Below are 21976 nucleotides of genomic sequence, written 5' to 3'. Positions count from 1 at the left end.
ATCAATTCGCACATTAATTATTTAAGAATCTTAACGTTTTAGAATTCTCTAAAACCCAACCATACAATGAAAAAAACTCTGCTACTCTTACTTTTTTGCACATGTTCTATACAAGCACAAATCACCAAAAGCTACAATGAGGTACCTTTACAACAGGTACTTAACGAGTTATCAGAATCGTATGATCTCATTTTTTCATTCAGTAATGAAACCGTAAAAAACAAGATCATTACATTGACTATTAACAATACTCCGTTGGACGAGGTTTTGATTACTTTAAAAACACTAACACATCTTAATTTTAAAAAAATATCAGATAGACAGGTGGTTGTTAGTTCTCCCAGCAATAAAGTTGAAGTTTGTGGATATCTCTTCGACGAAACTACCAACGAACCTCTCTCCTATGCCTCTATAAGTATTGAAAGTACTAAAACAGGTACAATTGCTAATGATGATGGTTTTTTTCAATTAGGAACTATCGATCAGAACGAATCGATCACCATACAGTATGTTGGTTATAAAGACAAAGTGATGAAGGCTTCTTCTTTTAAAGCTTCAAGTTGTCCCAGAATTCCACTTTTCATCGAAAGCACCTCTTTGGCAGAAGTGCTTATTGTAGAATACATTACTACCGGAATTGACAAAAACATTGACGGCTCATTTAGAATTTCGAATGAAGAAATTGGTATTCTTCCCGGTCAAAGCGAACCTGATATTTTTCAAAGTATCCAACTTATTCCCGGAATAAACAGTCCCGACGAAACCGCAACAGGAATACAAATTCGAGGTGGATCCCCAGATCAGAACCTGGTCCTTTGGGATGATATAAAAATGTATAACACCGGTCATTTCTTCGGAATGTTTTCTGCTTTTAACCCCAATGTAGTTAATAGTGCCAAAATATTTAAAGGAGGTGCAGATCCAAAATATGGCGATAGAGTATCGGGTGTTATTGATATTTCTAGTGATAAAAAGATACCAAAAAAGTTTAGTGGTGGTGCAGGAGTCAATGGTACTCATGCCGATATTTTTATGAAAGTTCCTGTGACAAAACCTGTAGGTTTGATACTTTCTGCCAGACGATCTTATACCGATATTTTTGAAACTCCAACCTATAATGCACTTTCTGAAAAAGTATTTCAGAATACAAAAATAGTTGAGAATCCTAATCAAACTCCTGCAACAGGTGAAGATGATGACGATGAAGAAGAACGCGAAGAAGCAATTGCCGAAAATAACTTTTTCTTTTATGATGCCAGTGCAAAACTCATTATTGATGCTTCAGAAAATGACAAAATTTTAGCGAGTACCATTTATACCAACAATGATCTTGCTTTCGAAATTAACGATGAAGAAGATTTGATTACCGATGATCTTGAAATTCAAAATAAAGGAGCTAGTCTTTCCTGGGAAGGCGATAAACTAGAGCATTTTCATCATAGTTTAAAAGCATATTATTCTAAGTATGATTCTGATTACTTGTTTACCGAAAGGCAAGAATTACAAATAGAAAGACAATCGGTTAGAAAGAATACCGTAAAAGATGTTGGATTAGATTTTAATATCACATATGACCTTAACCCCAAAAATTCACTCATGCTGGGATACCAATTTTCTAATAGTGAAGTGTTTTATGCAATCACAAGAGAAGCTGAATTTGAAACACCGATAAATGAGTCAGGCAGCGTAAAAAACAATGCAAATACTATATATGCAAGCTATAAGTTTTTACCAAAAAACAAGAGTTTTATCAATCTTGGAATAAGAACATCCCATTATTCAATAATCGATCAATTGTATATTGAGCCCAGAGTAAATATTGAGTATCCTATTACTAATCTTTTAAGAATAAAAGCAACGGGAGAACTTAGATATCAACCAATAAGTCAATTAATCGAGTTTGAAGACACCCAGCTTCGCCTGGAAAATAATTTATGGATACATGCCAATCAAGAAGTTCCTGTATTAAAAAGTACTCAGTTTTCTACAGGGCTATTATTCTCTAAAAAAGGTTGGAATTTTGAGGTTGACGGTTATTATAAAAATATTGATGGTCTAACATCGGTCACCAACGGATTTAATACAATTAATAGTGATTTATCTACAGGAGAAAGTATAATTTATGGAATCGATGTATTATTAAAAAAGAAGTTCGAAAATTTTCGAACCTGGATAGGATATACTTTTAACGATATCAAATATACTTTTCCTGAAATACAGGAAACCTCTTTCTCTGGGAATAACGACATCACTCATAATTTTAGAATTTCTAATACATATGAAATTAATGATTGGGAATTTTCTTTGGGTTGGTTATGGCGATCTGGAGCTCCTTTTACCGATGCTGATCTTGTAAACGACGAGATTGAATATGGAGCTGCGAATGCAAAGCGTTTACCAGAATATCATAGGTTAGATATCTCTGCCATTTATCGATTTGATTTCAACAAAACTAGTAATTGGAAAGGGCAAATAGGAGCTTCAATACAAAATATATATAATAGACAAGTGCCTATCTCTATAAGCTATAGGGTAGATGATAATGCGACTACCGGAGAAATAGAATTGGATAGATTGCAGCAAGAGTCCTTAGGAATTACTCCTAATGTAGTTTTAAGAATCTATTTTTAGGTGTTTTTAATGATTTGCAGAACCTCATCCCGATGTAATAATCGCATCAATGTTATTTCCTGTTCTGATGTTATAATTCCTACCAAATAGTAAAACCCTATGCCCATCTTGTATGCCTTATCATTACCACTTATTGTTTTGAAATGCGGTACATCATTTACATTTTTGGCAGTTTTTAATGATTCCAGAACATCTTTCACCTTATGCCGTAACGAAACATCTTTAACGCTTTTAAAATCTTTTGCAAATTGTGAAGAGGTTTTTAGTACCATGTCTGCTAGGAATTAAATAATTCTTCTTCACTTACTGTGACCTGTGCATTTGCCTGTTGCATCAAAAGCAATAACCCTAAGTCCTCCTTTTGATCCAAAGACAGTGAATCCATCTGTTCTTTTTGTTTTTGTTCTATATATTGGATGATGGCCTTTTCCATAATTTTTTTCACGCTAGATCCCTCTATTGCTGCTATAATCTTAAGTTTAGGGATTATTTGCTCATCAATATCTATTATTTTTCTCATAGTATATATTATATATATAATATGCTAAATATATAAAAAATTTAAAATATCATCTTTTTAGGAATATCATTTATCAAAACAAATTCTAGTAAGAGTATATCTCACAAAGCAAAATTGAATGTGTACTTATACACAGAAAGAATTATATTTGAGATTCAATAATCATTTATTAATGAATTACATCGATATTATTTTAGGAATTCTTTTGTTATGGGGGTTAATAAAAGGATTTAGTAAAGGATTGTTTTCCTCGTTAGCTTCTCTTGTTGCTCTTATAGTAGGTATCTATATTGCTGTTCACTTCTCGCATATTGTTGGGGGATATCTTCAACAATATGTAAATTGGCAAGAAGGAGCTATGAAATTAATAGCTTTTGCAATAACTTTTATTGTAGTGGTTATTCTTGTTTCTTTGGCTGGTAAGATTCTTACCAAAATAGCAGATTATGCAGCGCTTGGCATTTTAAATAAACTCTTGGGCGGTGCTTTTGGAGTGCTGAAAATGGCATTTATCGCCAGTGTTATTATTATTTTTATAGATGCCTTAAATAGAAATATTACAATCATCAAAGAAGAAACGCTTAATTCTTCTGTATTATACACTCCTGTTCGGAAGTTGGCACCAATGATATTGCCTGATATCCTGAAAAATGTTGACAAGAAAGAACAAGAGATTTAATAAAACAAGAAGATCCAGAAAAGCTTGATCTTCTTGTTTTATGTCTTAATAGTTTTTAATCTTCATCAAATGAAATACTCGACACTGTATCTTCTACGATATTTCCTAAATAGGCGATACAGGAATCAAAATCTTCAAATATGCAGGTTGAAGGAACCAAATCTGGAATGATATCAATTCGTTCCATCATATATCTTGGTTGATTTAGTAATCCTACAAAAAGAACTTTGATGTCCTTTTGCTGTAAATCCATAATCATTTCTTCCATTGCATATAGACCAGATTGATCCATATATTGCATACGATCTAAACGCATAATCACCACAGAAGAGGTGTCTGGGATCTGAGCGGCCAATTGCTGAAAATCACTCGTAGAACCAAAGAATAATGGGCCTTTAAGATGTTTGATAAATACTTCTTCTTTTAGTTTAGTAGGGAAACCTTTTTCATCTTTCCATGCTTCTTCTTTAAGTGATTTCACATCAGAACGCTCTGCGGTAAGATCCCCGATTTTTTTCATAAACATAAGTGATGCGATCACTAATCCGATTCCAACAGCGTAAACCAGGTTCCAGAAGGTAGACAATACCAACACGATTAACATAACCAATACTTCAGAACTTAACTTAACAGGCCCTACCTTGATATCTCTTGGTAAACTTGGTATTGCTTTTAACCCTTTATAATCCATTACACCAATCCCTACAGTAATCAATATTCCTGCAAGTACTGCAGCAGGTATTTTTGAAGCTACCGGAGCAAGTCCCATCATAACAATAAACAACACTAACCCTGCAATCATTCCTGACAATTTAGTTTTACCACCAGAATTAATATTTACCACTGTTCTGATAGTAGCACCAGCACCAGGAATACCTCCAAACAATGCTGCGATACTGTTTCCTATTCCCTGTCCTACTAATTCTTTATTAGGTTTATGTTTGGTTTTGGTCATATTATCTGCCACTACACTGGTCAATAACGAATCTATCGCTCCTAATAACGCCAATGTAAGTGCTGTAAAAATATATGGAGTAATACTAGCAAGACTAAATCCAGTAAATATCTCCCATTTAGGAATAGGTAATCCGCTTGGAATTTCTTCTATTGGTCTATAGTCTAACCCAAAACCATAAGCAATACCAGACATCACTATCAATGAAACCAGAGTACTTGGTACTGCCCTGGTAATACGTTTAAAGCCGTAGATAATGATAATAGTACCAATAGCCAGCAATAACTCTAACCAATTGATGTTTCTCATAACTCTTGGAAGGACTTTAATAGCTCCTAAAGCTCCTGAAGCTTCTTTTGCTGCCAGCGTTTGAGATTCTTGTAGGATATCATCCTGTGTAATTTTTTCTGCTCTTGAGATGGTTTCTTTAAAATCTTCGAGTACCAAAATATCTTCTGCAGCTTCTTCTTTAAGAATATTTTCGAGGATTACTTCTTCTGCTTCTGGTTTGAATTGAGCTACAAACTCTGCATCTTCTTTTGGGTAATAACCAAATGAAGGTAATATTTGCGTGAGCAAAATGATGACACCAATTGCTGTCATAAATCCAGAAACTACAGGATAAGGAATATATCTAATATATTTTCCTAAACCAATAGCTCCTAATCCTATTTGCATCAATCCACTCAACAAGAAAACTGTTAAGATTGCCGGAAGGGCTTTTTCAACACTACCATCATTGGCAGCAATAATTCCTGCAATAACCACCATACTTACAGCAGTCATAGGAGCAGTCGGACCTGAAATTTGCGTATTTGTACCACCAAAAAAAGCTGCAAAAAAACTAATAAAAATAGCACCATACAGTCCAGCTGTTGGCCCTAATCCCGATGACACTCCAAACGCCAAAGCCAACGGCAATGCAACGATACCTGCGGTTAATCCACCAAAGGTATCTCCTTTTAAATTACTGAAAAATCCTTTCATCGATATATTCTGGTTTTTGTTAAAACTTTCTAAAAAATACTAAAAAAATACCGACACTTAGAGGCATCGGTATTTTTTTAATAAAATTTTAGGAGTCCTATCCTTCAAAAAACTTGACACCTCCGTCACTAATATCATACATTCCACCAATAATCTTAATTTCATCATTCGCTTCCATCTCACGAAGCACTTCACTTTGGTTTCTTATATTATCAATGGTCATCTCTACATTTTTCATAGCTACTTCATTAACAAAATCAATATTTTTAGAAGTTCTTTCAGCAGGAGCGGCTGGTTCTGCAACCGCGGCAACTGCAGGCTTAATTTTACTTAATAAAGCAGTAAGATTTCCTAGTTTAGCATCATCACATGCTCCTTTTACGGCTCCACATGCGGTATGTCCTAATACCACAACTAGTTTTGTTCCTGCAAGCTTACAGGCAAACTCCATACTACCCAGAATATCTTCATTAACAAAATTACCAGCTACACGAGCACTGAAAATATCTCCAATCCCCTGATCAAAAATTAATTCTGAAGAAACTCTTGAATCTATACAACTAAGGATCGTAGCAAAAGGATATTGTCCTCCTTTAGTATCACTTACCTGATCTAAAAGGTTTCTATCTGCCATACGTTTATCCTGAAATCTCTGATTTCCTTCTTTAAGCATCTGTAGTGCAGTTTGCGGAGTAACTGCGGCCTGTGTTTCTTTAGTATGTGCTTTCATTTATTATATTTTTATTATTTATAATTGTGTGATGAAATTTACCATCTAATATTTCAGCTAATTTAACGTATCTATTGGTGGCTCATTTCTTTGTTTAAAAATTTATGCAGTTTTAGATCTAAGCTTAAAAAACTTAATGTAACTCTCTGGATTTTCGACAATACCTCTTTCTGAAATCAGATTAATATCAATATTTCTGTTTCTTGCTTTTTCAGAAAAATCCTCAAGAATTTCTACAATATCGTAATCCAGAAAACGTGTTTTTCTAACATCCAAGGTAAGATAAGTATCTTCTGGCAAACTATCAAGTTCTTTTAAGATGGCTCCTTTATTGAAAAATGTTACCTCTTCTGCAAGAGTCATTTTTACCTTACGTTTTCCATCGCTTTCATCTTCTATATGTAAGAAATGTGAGTTTTGATAGCTCTTAAATAAAATTACCACAACTCCTACCATCAATCCTAGTCCGATTCCCCACAACAAATCGATAAAAACTATACCTAAAACAGTAACTATAAAAGGTACGAATTGTTTCCAACCAGATTTCCACATAGTGGCAAAAGTGGCAGGTTTAGCCAGCTTATATCCTACAATTAATAATATAGCTGCCAATACAGAAAGAGGAATGAAATTAAGTAATTTTGGAATAGCAATTACCGAAATTAATAGAAAGAACCCATGAACAATTGCAGAAAGTTTTGACTTACCTCCAGATTGGATATTTGCAGAACTACGAACAATTACCTGAGTAATAGGTAACCCACCTATAAGTCCCGAAATGATATTTCCTGTTCCTTGTGCCAATAACTCTCGATTTGTTGGAGTAACTCTTTTTTCTGGATCAATTTTATCTGTAGCTTCTACACAAAGTAACGTTTCTAAGCTTGCTACCAGAGCAATAGTAAAAGCAATTAACCACACATCTCCCTGCGTGATCACTTCGAAATTAGGAAAACTAAATTGCCCGAAGAAACTAGATATATCTGATGGGATTGGTACGTTTACCAAGCTTTTAGGGTTAATCCCTAAAGTTCCTGATGGGCCAAGTATTTTATAAAATACAATTCCTACAACAACGGCTACTAAAGGCCCTTGTATTAATTGGAATATTTTTGCTTTTTTAGTAAGTACATTACTCCAGAGAATTAGTATTCCCAAACCTATTAAGGCAATAAGGGTACTTCCTATACTTAAATCTATAAAAGAATTAAAAATCTGCTCAAAAGCACCTTCTCCTTTTCCCGGAATATATCCAAAGAAATATGGGATTTGTTTCAGGATAATGATAATTCCTATACCGGTGAGCATTCCTTTAATTACAGAAGAAGGAAAATAATATCCTATTATTCCTGCTTTTAATAATCCCAGTACTATTTGAATAGCTCCACCCAGAACAACGGCAACCAGAAAGTTTTCGAAACCTCCTAACGATCCAATCGAGGTTAATACAATAGCGGCCAGTCCAGCAGCTGGTCCACTCACTCCAATTTGAGAACCACTTAGGACTCCTACCACAATACCTCCAATGATTCCTGCAATCAATCCAGAGAACAAGGGAGCACCACTGGCTAAGGCAATACCTAAACATAACGGTAGTGCCACAAAAAATACGACAACACTTGCCGGTAAATCATTTTTTAATGTTTTAAAAAAACTCATAGCAATAATAATTCAATTTGTATTTAACATAAGTGTTAGTGTAATAAAAAAATTACCAAAAGAATGTACAGACCCTTTACTCATGTAAAGCATCAGTATTCAAAATTGGCGTCGATAATATACTTTATGAAACTTCTGGAGGAGGGGTTTTCTGTTCTAGATAAACCGAAGTATTATGCGCGTAAAAATAAGAGTACAAACTAATGTATAACTCAGCCAATCCAGCTTGGTTTACCGGATTTTCTTGGTAAATCTTATCTTTTTCTTTTTTATCCTCTTTTTCTGAGTTATCATTTTCTTTGGATTCAGATTTTTCTTCAGAGTCATCTAAACCCAAAATCATTGAAGTGTTTTCTTTATTATACATGTCAAATAGCTCTATCCCATAATTGGCTATACTTATAATAAAGCCAAAAAGAATTAGAAATTTTGCTATTTGAAGTTTGATAATCACTATAGGGTAATTTTAGAAAGCAAAAATAACAGTATTGCTTTCAAATGTTGTTAATGTATTGCAAATTTTATTGATCAATTATAACTCTCTTAAATCTGTTTTAGGAATCCAACCAATTTTGCCGTCAGCAAGTTTAATTTTTTTCCAATCATTTACGGTTTCTGTCACCTGTACTTTGGTTCCTTCATGAAGTTCGAAAACTTCTTCGCTTCTAAGGTTTGGTTCACTTTTTATGGTTGTTTCCTGAGCAAAAATGATTGCAAACTGGTTGTTCTTAATATAATTGTATTGTGAGAAAGCAAAGAATACTCCAAATAATCCCAAAATTAATATCGCCCATGACCCCACAAAGAATATTCTCTTTTTTGTAGAGCTATGTGCTATATAATATAAAATAAACAGGATAACAAATACAATAATACAGATCACCGAAAACCATGCCCAACTATCAAAATCCATCATATTCGTAAATTTCTTAAATGTTCTCGAAATAAAACCTTCTGGGATTACATCTATTGCATCTATTGTTGCTTTCTGGGCAAAAGCCAGGTTGTTTTTGATATCTTCATCATTAGGCAATAATGCTAACGCTTTTTCATAATAAAAAATACTAGGACCTATGTTACTTAATTTATAGTTTGCATTACCTAGATTATAGTATAGTGAAGCTGATTCCTGACCTGCATCCAAAATCGATTTGTATGCATCTATAGCTTCCTGATACTTTTCTTGATTATATAATGAGTTTCCTCTCTGAAATGCTTCTTGATTTTGAGAAAAACCCAATGCTATACTTAAAAAAATAAGTGTTTCAACTATTCTTTTCATACATTATAGTTGTTTATCTATTGAGGCAATTACTCTAGAGGCTTTATCATAATCTTGTTGCATTGCCGAGGTAGAAGATGGAGTATACCTTGCAAATTCACAACTCTCTAGCAATGCAATAAATTCTATAGATATTGCATCTTCAACATCACGCTCCTTTAATAATCTTTGGATACGTTCTTTACTCATATCGCTTGTCTGGATATGTAGTTTTGCTTTTAAATAATTATGCAATGCTCGTTCCATAGCAATATAGAATTCCTTTTGGTTTCCTAGATTTTTTTTAGCTTCAGAAAGGTATTTACGAGCCAGTTTATCTGCTTTACGAACTCTGTTCCCGCTTATATCACTTAGCCGTTCTTGCCTTTTTTTACCAAAGAAAAGGAATAGAGGAATTGCTAATAATGGTGCAGTTAATGATAACCAATATGCGGTAGACTTAAAAAAGTGTTCTTTTTGAATAGCCTGAAGTTCTGCATTTAGTTTTAAGAATCTAAATTGATTTCCAGCTTGAGTCACTAGCTTCTTATTTGTTCCTCCCGATTCTGATGTCACTACAGTATCTCCCCCATCAGGGCCATTTTTTACATTAATTACAATCTCGTCTGACGTAATTCTTTTATAGGTTTCTGTTTTTAAATCAAAATAAGAAAACGAAATAGATGGTATAGGATATTTACCTTTATATTGTGGTACTAAGGTGTAGGTATCAGATATGCTACCCCCCATACCTGTTAGGTTTGTTCGCACTCTTTCATTATGCTGCGGTTCATATTGTTCTAAACCATTAGGAACATTAAGCTTTGGTAAATCAAATAGCTTTAAATTACCATTACCTGTAACCAAAACCTTGGCATCTAAGGATTCTGTAGCATCCAACTCTGTTTTATTAGCGGTTACTTTAAAATCAAAATCTCCTACTGCGCCCGAAAAATCATCTGGTTTTCCTTGTATTGGTAAAGGTTTTGCTTCTATCACTCTATTACCTGCAGCAACAGTCTTATTAACTGTCGTATACAGTCTACCGCCAAAAATATCTCTTCTTTTTGTGGGAACATCTACAGAAACGGTTAACGTAAGAGGTTCTATATTTAATTTACCTGTCTTTTGTGGATATAGTACTGTTTTACGAAGTACTACATAACGATATGGTTCTCCTTTATATTCTCCATTTTCAATTTTGAGTTGTTTCATATCGATCGCCTGACTCCAAAAATCGCTATATTTTGGACTGTCTAGCTCTCTCCAGTTACTTACACTAATTCTCGGACTAACATACAGTTTATACACTACTGTAATTGCTTCATTTAAATAGGGGTTTGATTTAGAAACCTCTGCTATAAGATGAAGGTTTTCACTTGCCACAAAATCAGTATCATTACCATCTTTTGGTTTATCTACTGCACCTGTAACCTCAACTCTAATGGGTAATGTTTTATACGTCTGCCCATCAATCTCTATAGTTGCTTGCTTTATAGTAAATTGTCCTCTACGAGTAGGTTCAAGAAAATAACTAAATGTTTTGGCGTATGATCGTTTTCCATTAACCCAAGAATTACTAATAGATTGATTAGGTCCACCTACAACAGTAAACCCCGAAAAGGAAGGAGGTGTAAAATTGTCTCCATCTTTATTCATTTCAAAATCCACTCGTAATCTTTCATTTACACCTAACTTTTTCTTGCTTACTTTAGCCTCAAACCTCACCTGTGCCAATGCAAGCTGCATCGTGGCCAGAAATAGTGTTAGAAAAATTAGTTTTAGTTTCATTTTTTATGCTATTTAGACCATTAGATTCTTAAAACCTAACATGTCTTTTATCAAATTACCAGTCTTTATCTGTTTTAACTTTTGATCCCTGAGCTTTTTTGGCGTTAATCTTATCCTGAACTTTCTTTTCTTGATTATTCATAGCTTCGAGTAAGCTTTTAACCTGTTCTGGGGATAATTTACCCTGAACCTGTTGTTGTTGTTGATCTTTAGGTTCGCCTTCCTGTTCTTTTTGATCTTTTCCTTTATCCTTCTCATCTTTAGGCTCACCCTTGTCATCCTTTTCTTTATCTCCCTCATCTTTTTTATCCTCTCCTTTATCTCCTTCTTTATCCTTTTGATCTTCTCCCTTTTCTTTTTCCTTATCTCCATCATCTCCCTTTTTATCTTCTTTATCGTCGCCCTCTTTCTTATCTTTATTATCTTCCTTCTGATCTTTGTTTTGGTCTTTATCCTTATTCTGATCATTTTGCTGTTGCTGTTGCTCTAGCATTTTCTTGGCCAATGCCAGATTATAACGCGTTTCATCATCTTTGGGATTATTTCTAAGCGCATTTTTATAAGCTTCAACAGCTTCTTTATATTTTTTTTGCTCCATATAAGTATTTCCCTGATTATGAAACGCCTTATGTTTTTCTGACTTAGCCGAAGCTACCTTAGCTGCTTCTGTATAACGATGAGTAGCTTCATCATATTTCTCAGAATTATAGTATGCATTAGCCAAATTATACTTTGCTGTAGGGTTTACAGGATTTTTGGCAATTGCTTTTCTGTATTCTCCTTCTGCCTTAGGAAAATTACCATCTTTAACCAGAACTTTATTACCTGTAGCTATAAACTGATTTGCTTCGTTAATAATTTGATCACGATTCTCTTCCTGAGAACATATGATCCCTATCTGAAAACATAATATAACACATAAAATCTTTTTCATACCTCACTATTGTTCGTTAAACAGGTTTAATTTTTTTACCCAAGATGTTTTTCTTTCTAACAAGAAAATATCTAAAAATAATAATAACAGTCCGGCAAACAGAAACCACTGAAATTGATCTTTAAAATCTGCAAATTGCTTGGCTTCAAATTCTTTTTTATCCATATTTTGCAGTACAGTAGTCACTTCTTCTACAACTTTACTTGTATTTCTACCATCAATGTATGTGCCATTTGCTTCATTAGCAATTTCCTGTAAAGTTGTCGGGTTTAATTTGGTAATTACAGTACTTCCCTGACTATTTTTCTTGTACGTTTGTACAATTCCATTTCGCTTTATAGGTATAGGTGCTCCTTTTTCTAATCCTACACCTATTGTAAAAATCTTAATTCCTTCTTTGGCCGCTTCTTCTGCAATGGCTTTTACATTACCTTCATGATCTTCTCCATCACTTACAATAAATAAAACTCTATTGGTTTGTTCTTCATCATTATAATATGTTTTTGCTAATTCTATAGCTTCATAGATTGCAGTTCCTTGAGAAGATAGCATTTCTGTATTCATAGATTGTAGAAACATCTTTCCCGAAGCGTAATCTGTAGTAATTGGCAATTGAGGAAAAGCACTACCTGCATATGCAATGATCCCAATGCGATCACTTGCCAGATTATTGATAATCTGGGTAACTAACTGCTTTGATTTTTCTAATCTATTGGGTGCAATATCTTCTGCTAACATACTTTTAGATACGTCTATTGCAAAAACAACATCTACTCCTTCTCGTTTTACGGTTTCGAGTTTTGTACCTACCTTAGGATTAACTAGGGCAATCACCAGGCAAGCCAGAGCTAAACTAATTATAATAATCTTTAATACTGATTTAAAGATAGATCGATTAGGGCTCAATTTTTTAAGAAGTGCTGCATCTGCAAACTTCTTTTGAGCTGCCTTTTGCCATACTAACACTCCTAAAAACAGCAGAATTAGTACTGGAATACCCAATAATAACCAGAAATATATTTTCTCTTCTAATACGTACATTTTCTACCTTATTCATTAAACCTCATCGATTTTCAAAGTCTATGAGGTTTATATTTTTTTAAATAAAACTTCTAAATATTGTATATCTAAACAAAAATTCTATAAAAATTAATAATCCTGCCAGCAGCACCAATGATCTAAATTTTTCTTCATAATTATAGAATTTAAATTCTTCGATATCTGTTCTTTCTAATTTATCAATTTCTTGATAAATCTGTTGTAATTTTTTGTTATTTGTTGCTCTAAAATATTTACCTCCGGTAACTTTAGCAATTTCTTTTAATAAATCTTCATCGATTTCTACCTGCACTCTACCATATTGAAAAGATCCGTTTGGTAATATAGCTACAGGAGCCAAAGCCATTCCGTTTGTACCAATACCAATTGTATAGGTTTTAATACCATATTCTACTGCTAGTTCTGAAGCAATCTTAGGATCGATAAAACCAGCATTATTAGAACCGTCTGTAAGTAAAATAATCACTTTACTCTTAGCTTTACTGTCTTTAAGTCGATTTACAGATGTTGCCAGTCCCATTCCTATAGCCGTACCATTCTCTAAGACATTATCATATTTTACATCTTTTAAACTACCTAACACAATTGATTTATCACTTGTAATTGGGGTTTTGGTAAAGCTTTCTCCCGCATATACGACTAAGCCAATACGATCATTAGGTCTATCCTTAATAAATTCTGCAGCTACTTCTTTTAATGCTTCTAACCTATTTGGCCTAAGGTCTTTTGCCAACATACTGGCAGATACATCTATAGACATCACAATATCGATACCTTTGGTAGTCTTGGTTTTGGTAGATACATCTACTGTTCTAGGCCTCGCTAATCCAGTAATAATTAAAGATAACGCCATTAGACGTATGATAAACAACAATGGCTTTAATTTGGTGAGCCAACTTCCCGAAACTTTAAATCCTTTAACACTAGATATTTTTAAAGCAGCTTGCTGCTTATTTCGTTTCCATATATACCATCCTATTGCTAATGGAAGTAGTAAAAACAACCAAAAAAACTGTGGATTTTCAAATGTAAAATTTTCAAACATCGTTATTTGGTATTTCTAAGTTCTACAGAATTAATAATACGCTCGGCAACATCTTTTGCATAACGATCCTCAACATCATATACCAAAGTGATTTGTTGAAACCCTCCATTTTCTGCAAAATTCAACATCAAGTAACTGTTTTTTTGTTTCTTTTTGGTTACAGGATTCACTATTTCCAGATTTCCAAATACTTTAACTCCTTTTGCTCCGCCTAAAGTTTCATATTCTTCATCCTTTACAGAAATATTCTTCGCTCCCATAGATTCAAATTTTCCCACTACACCTTCTACTACTTTATTTAACTTTATTTCGGTAGGCTGTTTATATTGTACTGTAGTTACCACTACATAGAAATTTCCTGCCAAGCTTCCATATACAAAAGTTTCATTTCCTTTAAGAATCTGCTTTTGTTCTTCTGTCATTTGATACGCGTTACGAATCAATACTCTGGGAGTAGCAACAGTAACAGGAGGAGATCCATAGGCACTTGTAATCCATTCGGTTTCTGCCAACTCTTTTGTTGGGTGCCCAAGTAGTGTGTCTTTTACAACATCATACCCCTTTACCAAAATAAAGATGAGTAATGTAATAGTAACTACTGCAATGGCTCCAATGCTACCAAAAATAATTTTCTTTCTGCGTTTTTTCTCGGCTACTGTTCTTCTATACTCTTCATCTGCCAATAATTCTTCTTCGGTTGGTTCTGGTATCGCACTTTTTGTCTTATGAATCACCTGTTCGATAACATTACGATCTGCTCTTGCTGTTATGATATCGGGTTTAGATTTGGCAAATTTGGCCATATCTGCAGTTTTCAACACATTCTTAAGTTCTTCAACAGTGGTTTTATCCAAATTAAGATTTCCTGATCTAATCTCTTCATCAAGTCTCGTAATCAACTCATCGGTTGTGCTCTCCATAGCATGATCATACACTTCTTCATCGATATATTTACGAGCGGTATCACTTAACTGCGAATAGTATTCTTTATGTGAATCTTTTTCTAATAAATGAGACTCATCAATTTTCTGAAGTGCTAATATTGCTCTTTCATAAGGAGGTAACTCATCTTCTTTATTTGCTTTTCGTTTTTTTCTTCTAAATATAAAAAAAGCGATCACTCCTAATATGAGTAGAGAAACACCAATCCATAAGAGCCATTTTTTCCAGTTAAAAGCAAATTTAGCATCTACATCAACCAGAGGTTTGATCTCATACATTTTTTGTTTAGTGGTATCGACCAAAACATCTTTGACCTCAACTTTAAGAGAATCGGTAAAAAAAACCTTATCACCGATTACTACTTTTTGCCTTGGTATGGTATAATGACCAGAATCAAATTGAGTTAATGCATACTCTTTGGTAAGATTAAAACGTTTTCCGTTTCTAGAGGTATCTATTTTTTGAGATTCGATTACTTCTAAAGGAGTAAATGTTTGTCCTTCAGGAAAAACAACTATTTGAGTCGAATCTGCTTCGACTTGCATTTTATATCGAATCTCATTTCCTATTTCTATTGTAGTAGAGTCGATTGTAGCCGAAACTTGGGCAAAAGCTCCAAGCCCACTAAAAACAAAGAATATCATCCAGGAAAAAAGCCTAAGGGCTCCCGGTTGTATAGTTCTTTTTTCAAATCGTAATTCGTAATTCGTCATTCTTAAATCTTCCTTATCCTCTTCTTTTAAAATAGCCTAACAATTTCTTCACATAACTCTCATCAATTCTACTACTCAAAGAACCCGCTCCACTGCGAGTAAAACTATCTTTAAAGTAATCTACTCTTTCATGATAATATTTACTATAATTGGTTCGTGTTTTTTTAGAACCTGTATTCACTAGCAAAAGTTCTCCTGTTTCTTCATCTTCCATTTGCACCATTCCCAGATTAGGGATTTCTTCTTCTCTTCGATCATACACTCTTATCCCAGTAACATCATGTTTTCCTCCTGCAATTTTTAATGTATGTTGGTAATCATCTGCAATAAAATCAGACAGTATAAAGACGATTGCTTTCTTTTTCATCACATTGGATAAAAACTTCAATGCTTCTGTAATATTCGTTTTTTTACTTTTAGGCTCAAATTCTAATAATTCTCTTATAATTCTTAGCACATGAGATCTTCCTTTTTTAGGCGGAATAAATAATTCTATTTCATCGGTAAATAAAATCAATCCGATCTTATCATTATTCTGAGTTGCAGAAAATGCTAAAGTTGCTGCGATTTCGGTAATGATTCCTTTTTTAAATTGTTCTTGAGTACCAAAAAGTTGTGATCCCGAAACATCTACCATCAACATCATAGTAAGTTCTCGCTCTTCTTCAAACACTTTTATATAAGGTTCATTATATCGAGCCGTTACATTCCAGTCTATATTACGAACATCATCACCAAATTGATATTGTCGTACTTCACTAAAAGTCATACCACGCCCTTTAAAAGTAGAGTGATACTCTCCTCCAAAGATGTGGTCACTCAAGCGACGCGTCTTAATTTCAATTTTTCGAACTTTTTTTAGTAACTCTTTAGTATCCATTATTATGATTTACGATTGATGAATCGGCGATTAACGATTTCGGATTCTCATATTAAAAATCCAAAATCGTAATTCTAAAATCCAAAATCTCTATGGTACTTCAATTTCGTTTACAATCTTGTTAATGATATCCTCTGAAGTTACGTTCTCTGCTTCGGCCTCGTAGGTAATCCCAATACGATGGCGAAGTACATCAAGAATTACTGCACGAACATCTTCAGGAATCACATATCCTCTTCGTTTAATAAAGGCATAACATTTTGCTGCAGTAGCCAAATTGATACTTCCACGAGGTGATGCTCCAAAGTTGATTAAAGGCTTAAGTTCTTCTAAACCATATTTTTCTGGATAACGTGTGGCAAAAATGATATCCAGGATGTATTTTTCGATCTTTTCATCCATATATACTTCTCTAACTGCTTTCTGAGCATTAATAATCTGCTCTACAGAAACAACAGGGTTTACCTTCTCAAAGGATCCTTTGAGGTTAGCACGAACAATTAGTTGTTCTTCGTCTAATTTTGGATAATCAATTACTGTTTTTAGCATAAAACGGTCAACTTGAGCTTCTGGCAAAGGATATGTTCCTTCCTGCTCAACCGGATTCTGTGTTGCCATTACCAAAAATGGTTTGTCTAATACAAAAGTCTCATCACCAATGGTAACTTGTTTCTCCTGCATAGCTTCTAGTAAAGCACTTTGCACTTTTGCCGGCGCACGGTTAATTTCATCTGCTAAGACAAAATTGGCAAAAATTGGTCCTTTCTTAATCGAGAAATCATTCTCTTTCATATTAAAAATAAGAGTTCCCACTACATCAGCTGGTAATAAATCTGGTGTAAACTGAATACGACTAAAACTACCTTGAACAGCTTTAGATAATGTATTAATAGCTAATGTTTTCGCCAAACCAGGAACCCCTTCTAGCAAAATATGACCTTGACCCAATAACCCAATGAGTAATCGTTCGACCATATGTTTTTGACCTACAATTACTTTGTTTATTTCTAGAGTTAGTAAATCTACAAATGCAGATTCTTTTTCTATTTTCTGATTGATTGAAGCAATATCAATAGCATTATTCTCTTCCATCTATTTTATTTTTTAAGGCGTGAATTTAACATTCATAATCCAACATTGCAAATTGTCGAATTAATTTTCATGCTCTTGTTAATTCTTGGTTAAATGTGCACTATAAAACCTGTTTTAGGCATAAATTTTACAGTATATTTAAACCACTTTTACAAAAAATTGGACATAAAGATTTTCATCGTTTTTACGATGATCTTATCAAAAGACGTATCTAATGTAAAGGTGTTGCATTTTTTTAAAATATTAAACTTACTTATGAAAACAGCATTAATCACTGGGGCCACTAGTGGGATTGGAAAATCTACCGCAATAGAGTTAGCAAAACATAATATAAATCTTATTCTTTGTGGGAGAAGACAAGACCGATTAGATACACTACAGAGTGAACTAAGTAAAAAAGTGCAAGTACACACACTTTGTTTTGATGTTAGAGATAAAGATAAGGTTCTTTCTATGATTGAAAATCTTCCTGCAGAGTTTAGTACAATTGATATTCTTATTAATAATGCTGGAAATGCACATGGCCTTGACCCTATTCAGACCGGAAACCTTGATGATTGGGATGCTATGATAGATATTAATGTTAAAGGATTACTGTATGTTTCTAAAGCGGTTATACCAAAAATGATTGCGCAACAATCTGGCCATATTATCAATATTGGCTCAATTGCAGGAAAAGAAGTCTATCCAAACGGAAACATATATTGTGCAAGTAAACATGCTGTAGATGCTATTAACAAGGGAATGCGTATGGATCTTAATTCATACGGCATTAGAGTAGGTGCTATTCATCCAGGATTAGTAGAAACTGAGTTTAGTAACGTTAGATTTAAAGGTGATGATCAAAAAGCGGATACTGTGTATAAAGGTTTTGACCCACTTACTCCAGAAGATATTGCAGATATTATAACTTTTGTGGTTACAAGACCATATCATGTTAATATTGCAGATCTTATTGTATTCCCTACTGCGCAGGCGGGCAGTACAATAGTTAATAAAAGTTTATAATTTCTTTATTCTCATCGCATTGTTGACCCAATAAAAATGGCTAAGTTTATATTGGGAAAAGTTTCAATTGCTATTTGTAAACGGAATGATCAACAAACGCCTCCTTATTAAGAACCTACTGGCACATAATGACGAAAATAGTTTTTATGACAAGAAACGTAAACTTAATATTGGAGAGAAAGAGGGAAAAGCTAAATTCTTAAAGCATATTTGTGCACTGGCAAATTCTAATCCCAAAAACAATTCATATATCGTAATCGGGGTTGAAGATGAAGATAATCAAATTATAGGAGTTGATTTTTTTGACGATAGTAAAATCCAAAACCTGGTAAATGCATATTTAGACAACCCTCCTATTGTGTCTTATGAAAATATTCCTTTTCCGCATTTGCCATCGGATAAAGTAGTAGGATTGGTAACTATTCGACCCCAAGGTGGGCAACTCTGTTCTCTGCGTAAGAATATCTGGAAATATTATGGAGGTAGTGTCTTTTTTAGAGATGGTAGTATGAGTATGCCTAAAGTTTTTGATATTGAAATCAAAGACGTCAATTCAGAAATTGTAACTGCTATAGAAAGTCATGCCCAGAACAATATAGAACTTACTCTAGACGGAGTTTTTGATTTTATGAACTCTAGAACAGATTACAATCCGACGTATAAGGTTTTTAAAGAATATTTTGTGGTCTGCTGGGCAGCCAAAGAAAAACGGCAAAATGGAGAAGTATATTACTCCCGAGTAGATATCGAATTAATCAATGAGCATGTAAAGCTATTTTACTCAGAATTAGACGAAGTGAGTATATCCTTAACCGATGACCAATTTAAAATTATAGAATATGTGCAATTAGGCTTACAGGATACTTTTAGTTATTATCCTCTGGAAGAAGTCGTAATTACCTTTAAGGATAATGCCAGTTATGATATCGAAAGTAAGCTTCTTTTTGAACCACCACAATTTGATCGTAAAACATTACATCATTTATATAATAGTAATAATGCATTAATCGAGAAATTAAAAAACAAAATTCCGTTATCAAAAAACGAAGAAAAAGATATTGTAAATCTTCCTGCTACGTATTTGATATGTTATTTTAATGATCTTAGAGAAGCAAAAGAAAAACTAGAAGAGGCAAAACCATATTTAAAACTCTATGACGATACTATATATTCTCTCTGTAAAGAAAGTATTCGGATTTTGAGAAAAGTTAGATATAGTTAATGTAATACATCAAAATGATCAACAATTAACCAACCATGGGAAGAATTTTAGTAATTGGAGATATTCACGGTGCACTAACCGCATTAGAGCAAATACTTGAAAGAGCAAAGGTAACTAGAGACGATACTCTTATATTTCTGGGAGATTATGTAGATGGTTGGAGCCATAGTGCCCCATTGGTTTCGTTCCTGATTAAGCTCAAAGCTTCTCACAATTGTATTTTTATTAAAGGAAATCATGATGAACTTTGTTATACCTGGCTCACACAACATACTCACAATCCCGAGTGGGTACAACACGGTGGTCAAGCGACTATGGATTCATATGCTAAACTATCACAAGAAGAAATTAATACCCATCTTAGTTTTTATGAAACTCTTAATAATTATCATATAGATACTCACAATCGTTTGTTTCTTCATGCTGGGTTCACCAATCTTCATGGACCGCATCGAGAATATTTTAGTGAATTATTTTATTGGGATAGAACTTTATGGGAAACTGCGTTGGCTACAGATCCCAATCTAAAAAAGACAGATCCAAAATATCCTAAACGAATGTTACTTTTTGATGAGATATATATTGGCCACACTCCAGTTACACGAATCAATCAGACCACCCCAATACAAGCTATTTGCGTATGGAATATGGATACAGGAGCTGCATTTAAAGGGCCACTTACCATAATGGATATTAATACCAAAGAGTTCTGGCAAAGTGATCCCGTATACCAATTATATCCACATGAAAATGGTAGAAACTAAAAATTTATCGTAAATAAGGGGTAACAAAAATTTAAAGCTATTGATCTAAGGTTGTAAATGATAAAAAATCACATATCATGAAAACAACAATAAAATTTTTGGCGTATTTGTTAATAGCTTTTTCCTTACTATTTATCATTATAAAGGAAAAGATCAATCTAGTAGAAAAATCAATCCTAAATGCCGAGTCTAGCTAGGTAGATTTTGAGTACAATTACAACTCTTCTTTTTGTTCTATTCTTCAAAATGAAATAGGCTATAGAACTAGCAGTATTTTTTAAATACAAGTTTGAGGTCATACAAATTCAGGAAACAACCCTTAAAAATATATGGTTTTACCCCATTTAAATTAAGGTTTTAACCTCTTGATAGCTTTTCAAACGCTCTTCATCTTTGTAGCATAAGGTTGTAATTGTGGAATCGATCACTAAAAACACTTCGCAAAATAAACAATCGAATATTCACACAATTAATAATTAATAACATGAAAAGTATGGAAACAATAATGAAATTTTCTAAGTATGGTATTTTGGTACTAATCTTAGTTTTAAGTGCTTGCGCAGATGATGGAGTCGATGGTCAAATAGGACCACAAGGACCTGCGGGAGCTGATGGGGCAAATGGACAAGATGGAAACGCTAATGTAGTTTCTGTTTTATTCGAAAACCAAACAATATCTAACGGGGATAATGTTTTTGACATTCCCCAATTAACAAAGGAAATATTTGACACTGGTATTGTTTACGCCTATGTAACAGTAACAGGAAATAATTATTGGGAAGTATTGCCGCTTAGTCTAGGACAGCAAATCATTCTTGAGATTGATAAGATTGAAGTTGGAAAAGCTACATTACGTGCTACTTTTACTCAATCTAATCTTAGACTTCGATTTGTACTGGTAGAAGGTAATGATGCCAGCGGCATTAATTTTGAAAACTACCTAGAAGTGCAATCATTCTATAATCTAACAGATTAGCTTCACTATGAAATAGTCAAACATACGTAGCAAAAAAAGTTTTTGACTATATAATAAACTACAAATAACCTTTACCTAATTAAATTGGGTAAAGGTTATTCTAATTATAGTGTTTCAAAACTAATTTA

The 21976-nt window shown here is 33.6% G+C and carries 20 protein-coding genes; 6 read left to right on the top strand and 14 right to left on the bottom strand.

What is annotated here, in order from left to right; genetic code table 11:
- Nucleotides 1-66 precede the first annotated feature (66 nt).
- Nucleotides 67-2631 (top strand): TonB-dependent receptor, encoded by a 2565-nt coding sequence (locus NNL09_RS08505; protein ID WP_196910949.1) that lies wholly within the window; start codon nucleotides 67-69, stop codon nucleotides 2629-2631.
- Here the strand turns inward: NNL09_RS08505 and NNL09_RS08500 are convergent.
- Both NNL09_RS08500 and NNL09_RS08495 read right to left on the bottom strand, forming a co-directional pair.
- Nucleotides 2628-2903, bottom strand: a complete 276-nt coding sequence (locus tag NNL09_RS08500) for a hypothetical protein (RefSeq protein ID WP_109851048.1) — start codon at nucleotides 2901-2903, stop codon at nucleotides 2628-2630. The genes NNL09_RS08505 and NNL09_RS08500 overlap by 4 nt on opposite strands.
- Nucleotides 2904-2908: 5 nt before the next feature.
- Nucleotides 2909-3151, bottom strand: a complete 243-nt coding sequence (locus tag NNL09_RS08495; protein WP_025665297.1) for a hypothetical protein — start codon at nucleotides 3149-3151, stop codon at nucleotides 2909-2911.
- Nucleotides 3152-3323: 172 nt separating this feature from the next.
- Between NNL09_RS08495 and NNL09_RS08490 the strand changes: the two genes are divergently transcribed.
- Entirely contained in the window at nucleotides 3324-3830 is a 507-nt protein-coding gene (locus NNL09_RS08490) for a CvpA family protein (protein ID WP_196910950.1), read from the top strand.
- 55 nt (nucleotides 3831-3885) lie between these two features.
- Here NNL09_RS08490 and NNL09_RS08485 read toward each other — a convergent pair whose 3' ends face one another.
- From NNL09_RS08485 to NNL09_RS08430, 12 genes are all read right to left on the bottom strand, one after another.
- Nucleotides 3886-5772, bottom strand: a complete 1887-nt coding sequence (locus NNL09_RS08485) for a SulP family inorganic anion transporter (RefSeq protein WP_025665299.1) — start codon at nucleotides 5770-5772, stop codon at nucleotides 3886-3888.
- Between the two features lie 97 nt (nucleotides 5773-5869).
- On the bottom strand, nucleotides 5870-6502 hold the full coding sequence (locus NNL09_RS08480) for a carbonic anhydrase family protein (protein WP_025665300.1): 633 nt from the start codon (nucleotides 6500-6502) through the stop codon (nucleotides 5870-5872).
- Nucleotides 6503-6604: 102 nt separating this feature from the next.
- Entirely contained in the window at nucleotides 6605-8161 is a 1557-nt protein-coding gene (locus tag NNL09_RS08475) for a SulP family inorganic anion transporter (RefSeq protein WP_196910951.1), read from the bottom strand.
- 124 nt (nucleotides 8162-8285) lie between these two features.
- Nucleotides 8286-8615 (bottom strand): hypothetical protein, encoded by a 330-nt coding sequence (locus NNL09_RS08470; RefSeq protein WP_025665302.1) that lies wholly within the window; start codon nucleotides 8613-8615, stop codon nucleotides 8286-8288.
- A 78-nt stretch (nucleotides 8616-8693) separates the two neighbouring features.
- A complete protein-coding gene (locus NNL09_RS08465) occupies nucleotides 8694-9443 on the bottom strand; it encodes a tetratricopeptide repeat protein (RefSeq protein WP_025665303.1) in 750 nt (249 codons plus the stop codon).
- 3 nt (nucleotides 9444-9446) lie between these two features.
- Nucleotides 9447-11213, bottom strand: a complete 1767-nt coding sequence (locus NNL09_RS08460) for a BatD family protein (RefSeq protein ID WP_025665304.1) — start codon at nucleotides 11211-11213, stop codon at nucleotides 9447-9449.
- Between the two features lie 55 nt (nucleotides 11214-11268).
- On the bottom strand, nucleotides 11269-12147 hold the full coding sequence (locus NNL09_RS08455) for a tetratricopeptide repeat protein (RefSeq protein ID WP_196910952.1): 879 nt from the start codon (nucleotides 12145-12147) through the stop codon (nucleotides 11269-11271).
- 6 nt (nucleotides 12148-12153) lie between these two features.
- Nucleotides 12154-13188: a VWA domain-containing protein gene (locus tag NNL09_RS08450; RefSeq protein ID WP_025665306.1), complete on the bottom strand. Its 1035-nt coding sequence runs from the start codon at nucleotides 13186-13188 to the stop codon at nucleotides 12154-12156.
- A 58-nt stretch (nucleotides 13189-13246) separates the two neighbouring features.
- Nucleotides 13247-14251, bottom strand: a complete 1005-nt coding sequence (locus NNL09_RS08445) for a VWA domain-containing protein (protein WP_196910953.1) — start codon at nucleotides 14249-14251, stop codon at nucleotides 13247-13249.
- Between the two features lie 2 nt (nucleotides 14252-14253).
- Complete coding sequence (locus tag NNL09_RS08440) at nucleotides 14254-15906, bottom strand: DUF4381 domain-containing protein (RefSeq protein ID WP_196910954.1); 1653 nt, start codon at nucleotides 15904-15906, stop codon at nucleotides 14254-14256.
- A 13-nt stretch (nucleotides 15907-15919) separates the two neighbouring features.
- A complete protein-coding gene (locus tag NNL09_RS08435) occupies nucleotides 15920-16786 on the bottom strand; it encodes a DUF58 domain-containing protein (protein ID WP_025665309.1) in 867 nt (288 codons plus the stop codon).
- 90 nt (nucleotides 16787-16876) lie between these two features.
- On the bottom strand, nucleotides 16877-17878 hold the full coding sequence (locus tag NNL09_RS08430) for a MoxR family ATPase (protein ID WP_025665310.1): 1002 nt from the start codon (nucleotides 17876-17878) through the stop codon (nucleotides 16877-16879).
- A gap of 255 nt (nucleotides 17879-18133) precedes the next feature.
- On the opposite strand from NNL09_RS08430, the gene NNL09_RS08425 reads away from it, so the two are divergent.
- The 4 genes from NNL09_RS08425 (at nucleotide 18134) to NNL09_RS08410 (ending at nucleotide 21848) form a co-directional block, all read left to right on the top strand.
- Nucleotides 18134-18886 carry an SDR family NAD(P)-dependent oxidoreductase gene (locus NNL09_RS08425; RefSeq protein WP_025665311.1) on the top strand — a complete coding sequence of 251 codons (753 nt, stop codon included), beginning with the start codon at nucleotides 18134-18136 and terminating at the stop codon, nucleotides 18884-18886.
- 85 nt (nucleotides 18887-18971) lie between these two features.
- On the top strand, nucleotides 18972-20108 hold the full coding sequence (locus NNL09_RS08420) for an ATP-binding protein (RefSeq protein ID WP_196910955.1): 1137 nt from the start codon (nucleotides 18972-18974) through the stop codon (nucleotides 20106-20108).
- Nucleotides 20109-20143: 35 nt separating this feature from the next.
- Nucleotides 20144-20872 carry a metallophosphoesterase gene (locus NNL09_RS08415; protein WP_196910956.1) on the top strand — a complete coding sequence of 243 codons (729 nt, stop codon included), beginning with the start codon at nucleotides 20144-20146 and terminating at the stop codon, nucleotides 20870-20872.
- A gap of 493 nt (nucleotides 20873-21365) precedes the next feature.
- Entirely contained in the window at nucleotides 21366-21848 is a 483-nt protein-coding gene (locus tag NNL09_RS08410; RefSeq protein WP_196910957.1) for a hypothetical protein, read from the top strand.
- Nucleotides 21849-21976: the final 128 nt, after the last annotated feature.

Origin of the sequence: Aquimarina sp. EL_43 (genome assembly GCF_943422735.1) — a bacterium.
Classification (GTDB): domain Bacteria; phylum Bacteroidota; class Bacteroidia; order Flavobacteriales; family Flavobacteriaceae; genus Aquimarina; species Aquimarina megaterium.
The sequence above is the reverse complement of the archived record's forward strand: the minus strand, read 5'-3'. Positions and strand labels throughout refer to the sequence as shown.

Excerpts from the sequence above, each read along its gene's own strand:
- NNL09_RS08465 (WP_025665303.1), bottom strand. The coding sequence starts at position 9,443 with ATGAAAAGAATAGTTGAAACACTTATTTTTTTAAGTATAGCATTGGGT.
- NNL09_RS08435 (WP_025665309.1), bottom strand. The coding sequence starts at position 16,786 with ATGGATACTAAAGAGTTACTAAAAAAAGTTCGAAAAATTGAAATTAAG.
- NNL09_RS08485 (WP_025665299.1), bottom strand. The coding sequence starts at position 5,772 with ATGAAAGGATTTTTCAGTAATTTAAAAGGAGATACCTTTGGTGGATTA.
- NNL09_RS08480 (WP_025665300.1), bottom strand. The coding sequence starts at position 6,502 with ATGAAAGCACATACTAAAGAAACACAGGCCGCAGTTACTCCGCAAACT.
- NNL09_RS08410 (WP_196910957.1), top strand. The coding sequence starts at position 21,366 with ATGGAAACAATAATGAAATTTTCTAAGTATGGTATTTTGGTACTAATC.
- NNL09_RS08505 (WP_196910949.1), top strand. The coding sequence starts at position 67 with ATGAAAAAAACTCTGCTACTCTTACTTTTTTGCACATGTTCTATACAA.
- NNL09_RS08420 (WP_196910955.1), top strand. The coding sequence starts at position 18,972 with ATGATCAACAAACGCCTCCTTATTAAGAACCTACTGGCACATAATGAC.
- NNL09_RS08415 (WP_196910956.1), top strand. The coding sequence starts at position 20,144 with ATGGGAAGAATTTTAGTAATTGGAGATATTCACGGTGCACTAACCGCA.
- NNL09_RS08455 (WP_196910952.1), bottom strand. The coding sequence starts at position 12,147 with ATGAAAAAGATTTTATGTGTTATATTATGTTTTCAGATAGGGATCATA.
- NNL09_RS08430 (WP_025665310.1), bottom strand. The coding sequence starts at position 17,878 with ATGGAAGAGAATAATGCTATTGATATTGCTTCAATCAATCAGAAAATA.
- NNL09_RS08440 (WP_196910954.1), bottom strand. The coding sequence starts at position 15,906 with ATGACGAATTACGAATTACGATTTGAAAAAAGAACTATACAACCGGGA.
- NNL09_RS08425 (WP_025665311.1), top strand. The coding sequence starts at position 18,134 with ATGAAAACAGCATTAATCACTGGGGCCACTAGTGGGATTGGAAAATCT.
- NNL09_RS08495 (WP_025665297.1), bottom strand. The coding sequence starts at position 3,151 with ATGAGAAAAATAATAGATATTGATGAGCAAATAATCCCTAAACTTAAG.
- NNL09_RS08445 (WP_196910953.1), bottom strand. The coding sequence starts at position 14,251 with ATGTTTGAAAATTTTACATTTGAAAATCCACAGTTTTTTTGGTTGTTT.
- NNL09_RS08460 (WP_025665304.1), bottom strand. The coding sequence starts at position 11,213 with ATGAAACTAAAACTAATTTTTCTAACACTATTTCTGGCCACGATGCAG.
- NNL09_RS08500 (WP_109851048.1), bottom strand. The coding sequence starts at position 2,903 with ATGGTACTAAAAACCTCTTCACAATTTGCAAAAGATTTTAAAAGCGTT.
- NNL09_RS08475 (WP_196910951.1), bottom strand. The coding sequence starts at position 8,161 with ATGAGTTTTTTTAAAACATTAAAAAATGATTTACCGGCAAGTGTTGTC.
- NNL09_RS08450 (WP_025665306.1), bottom strand. The coding sequence starts at position 13,188 with ATGTACGTATTAGAAGAGAAAATATATTTCTGGTTATTATTGGGTATT.
- NNL09_RS08490 (WP_196910950.1), top strand. The coding sequence starts at position 3,324 with ATGAATTACATCGATATTATTTTAGGAATTCTTTTGTTATGGGGGTTA.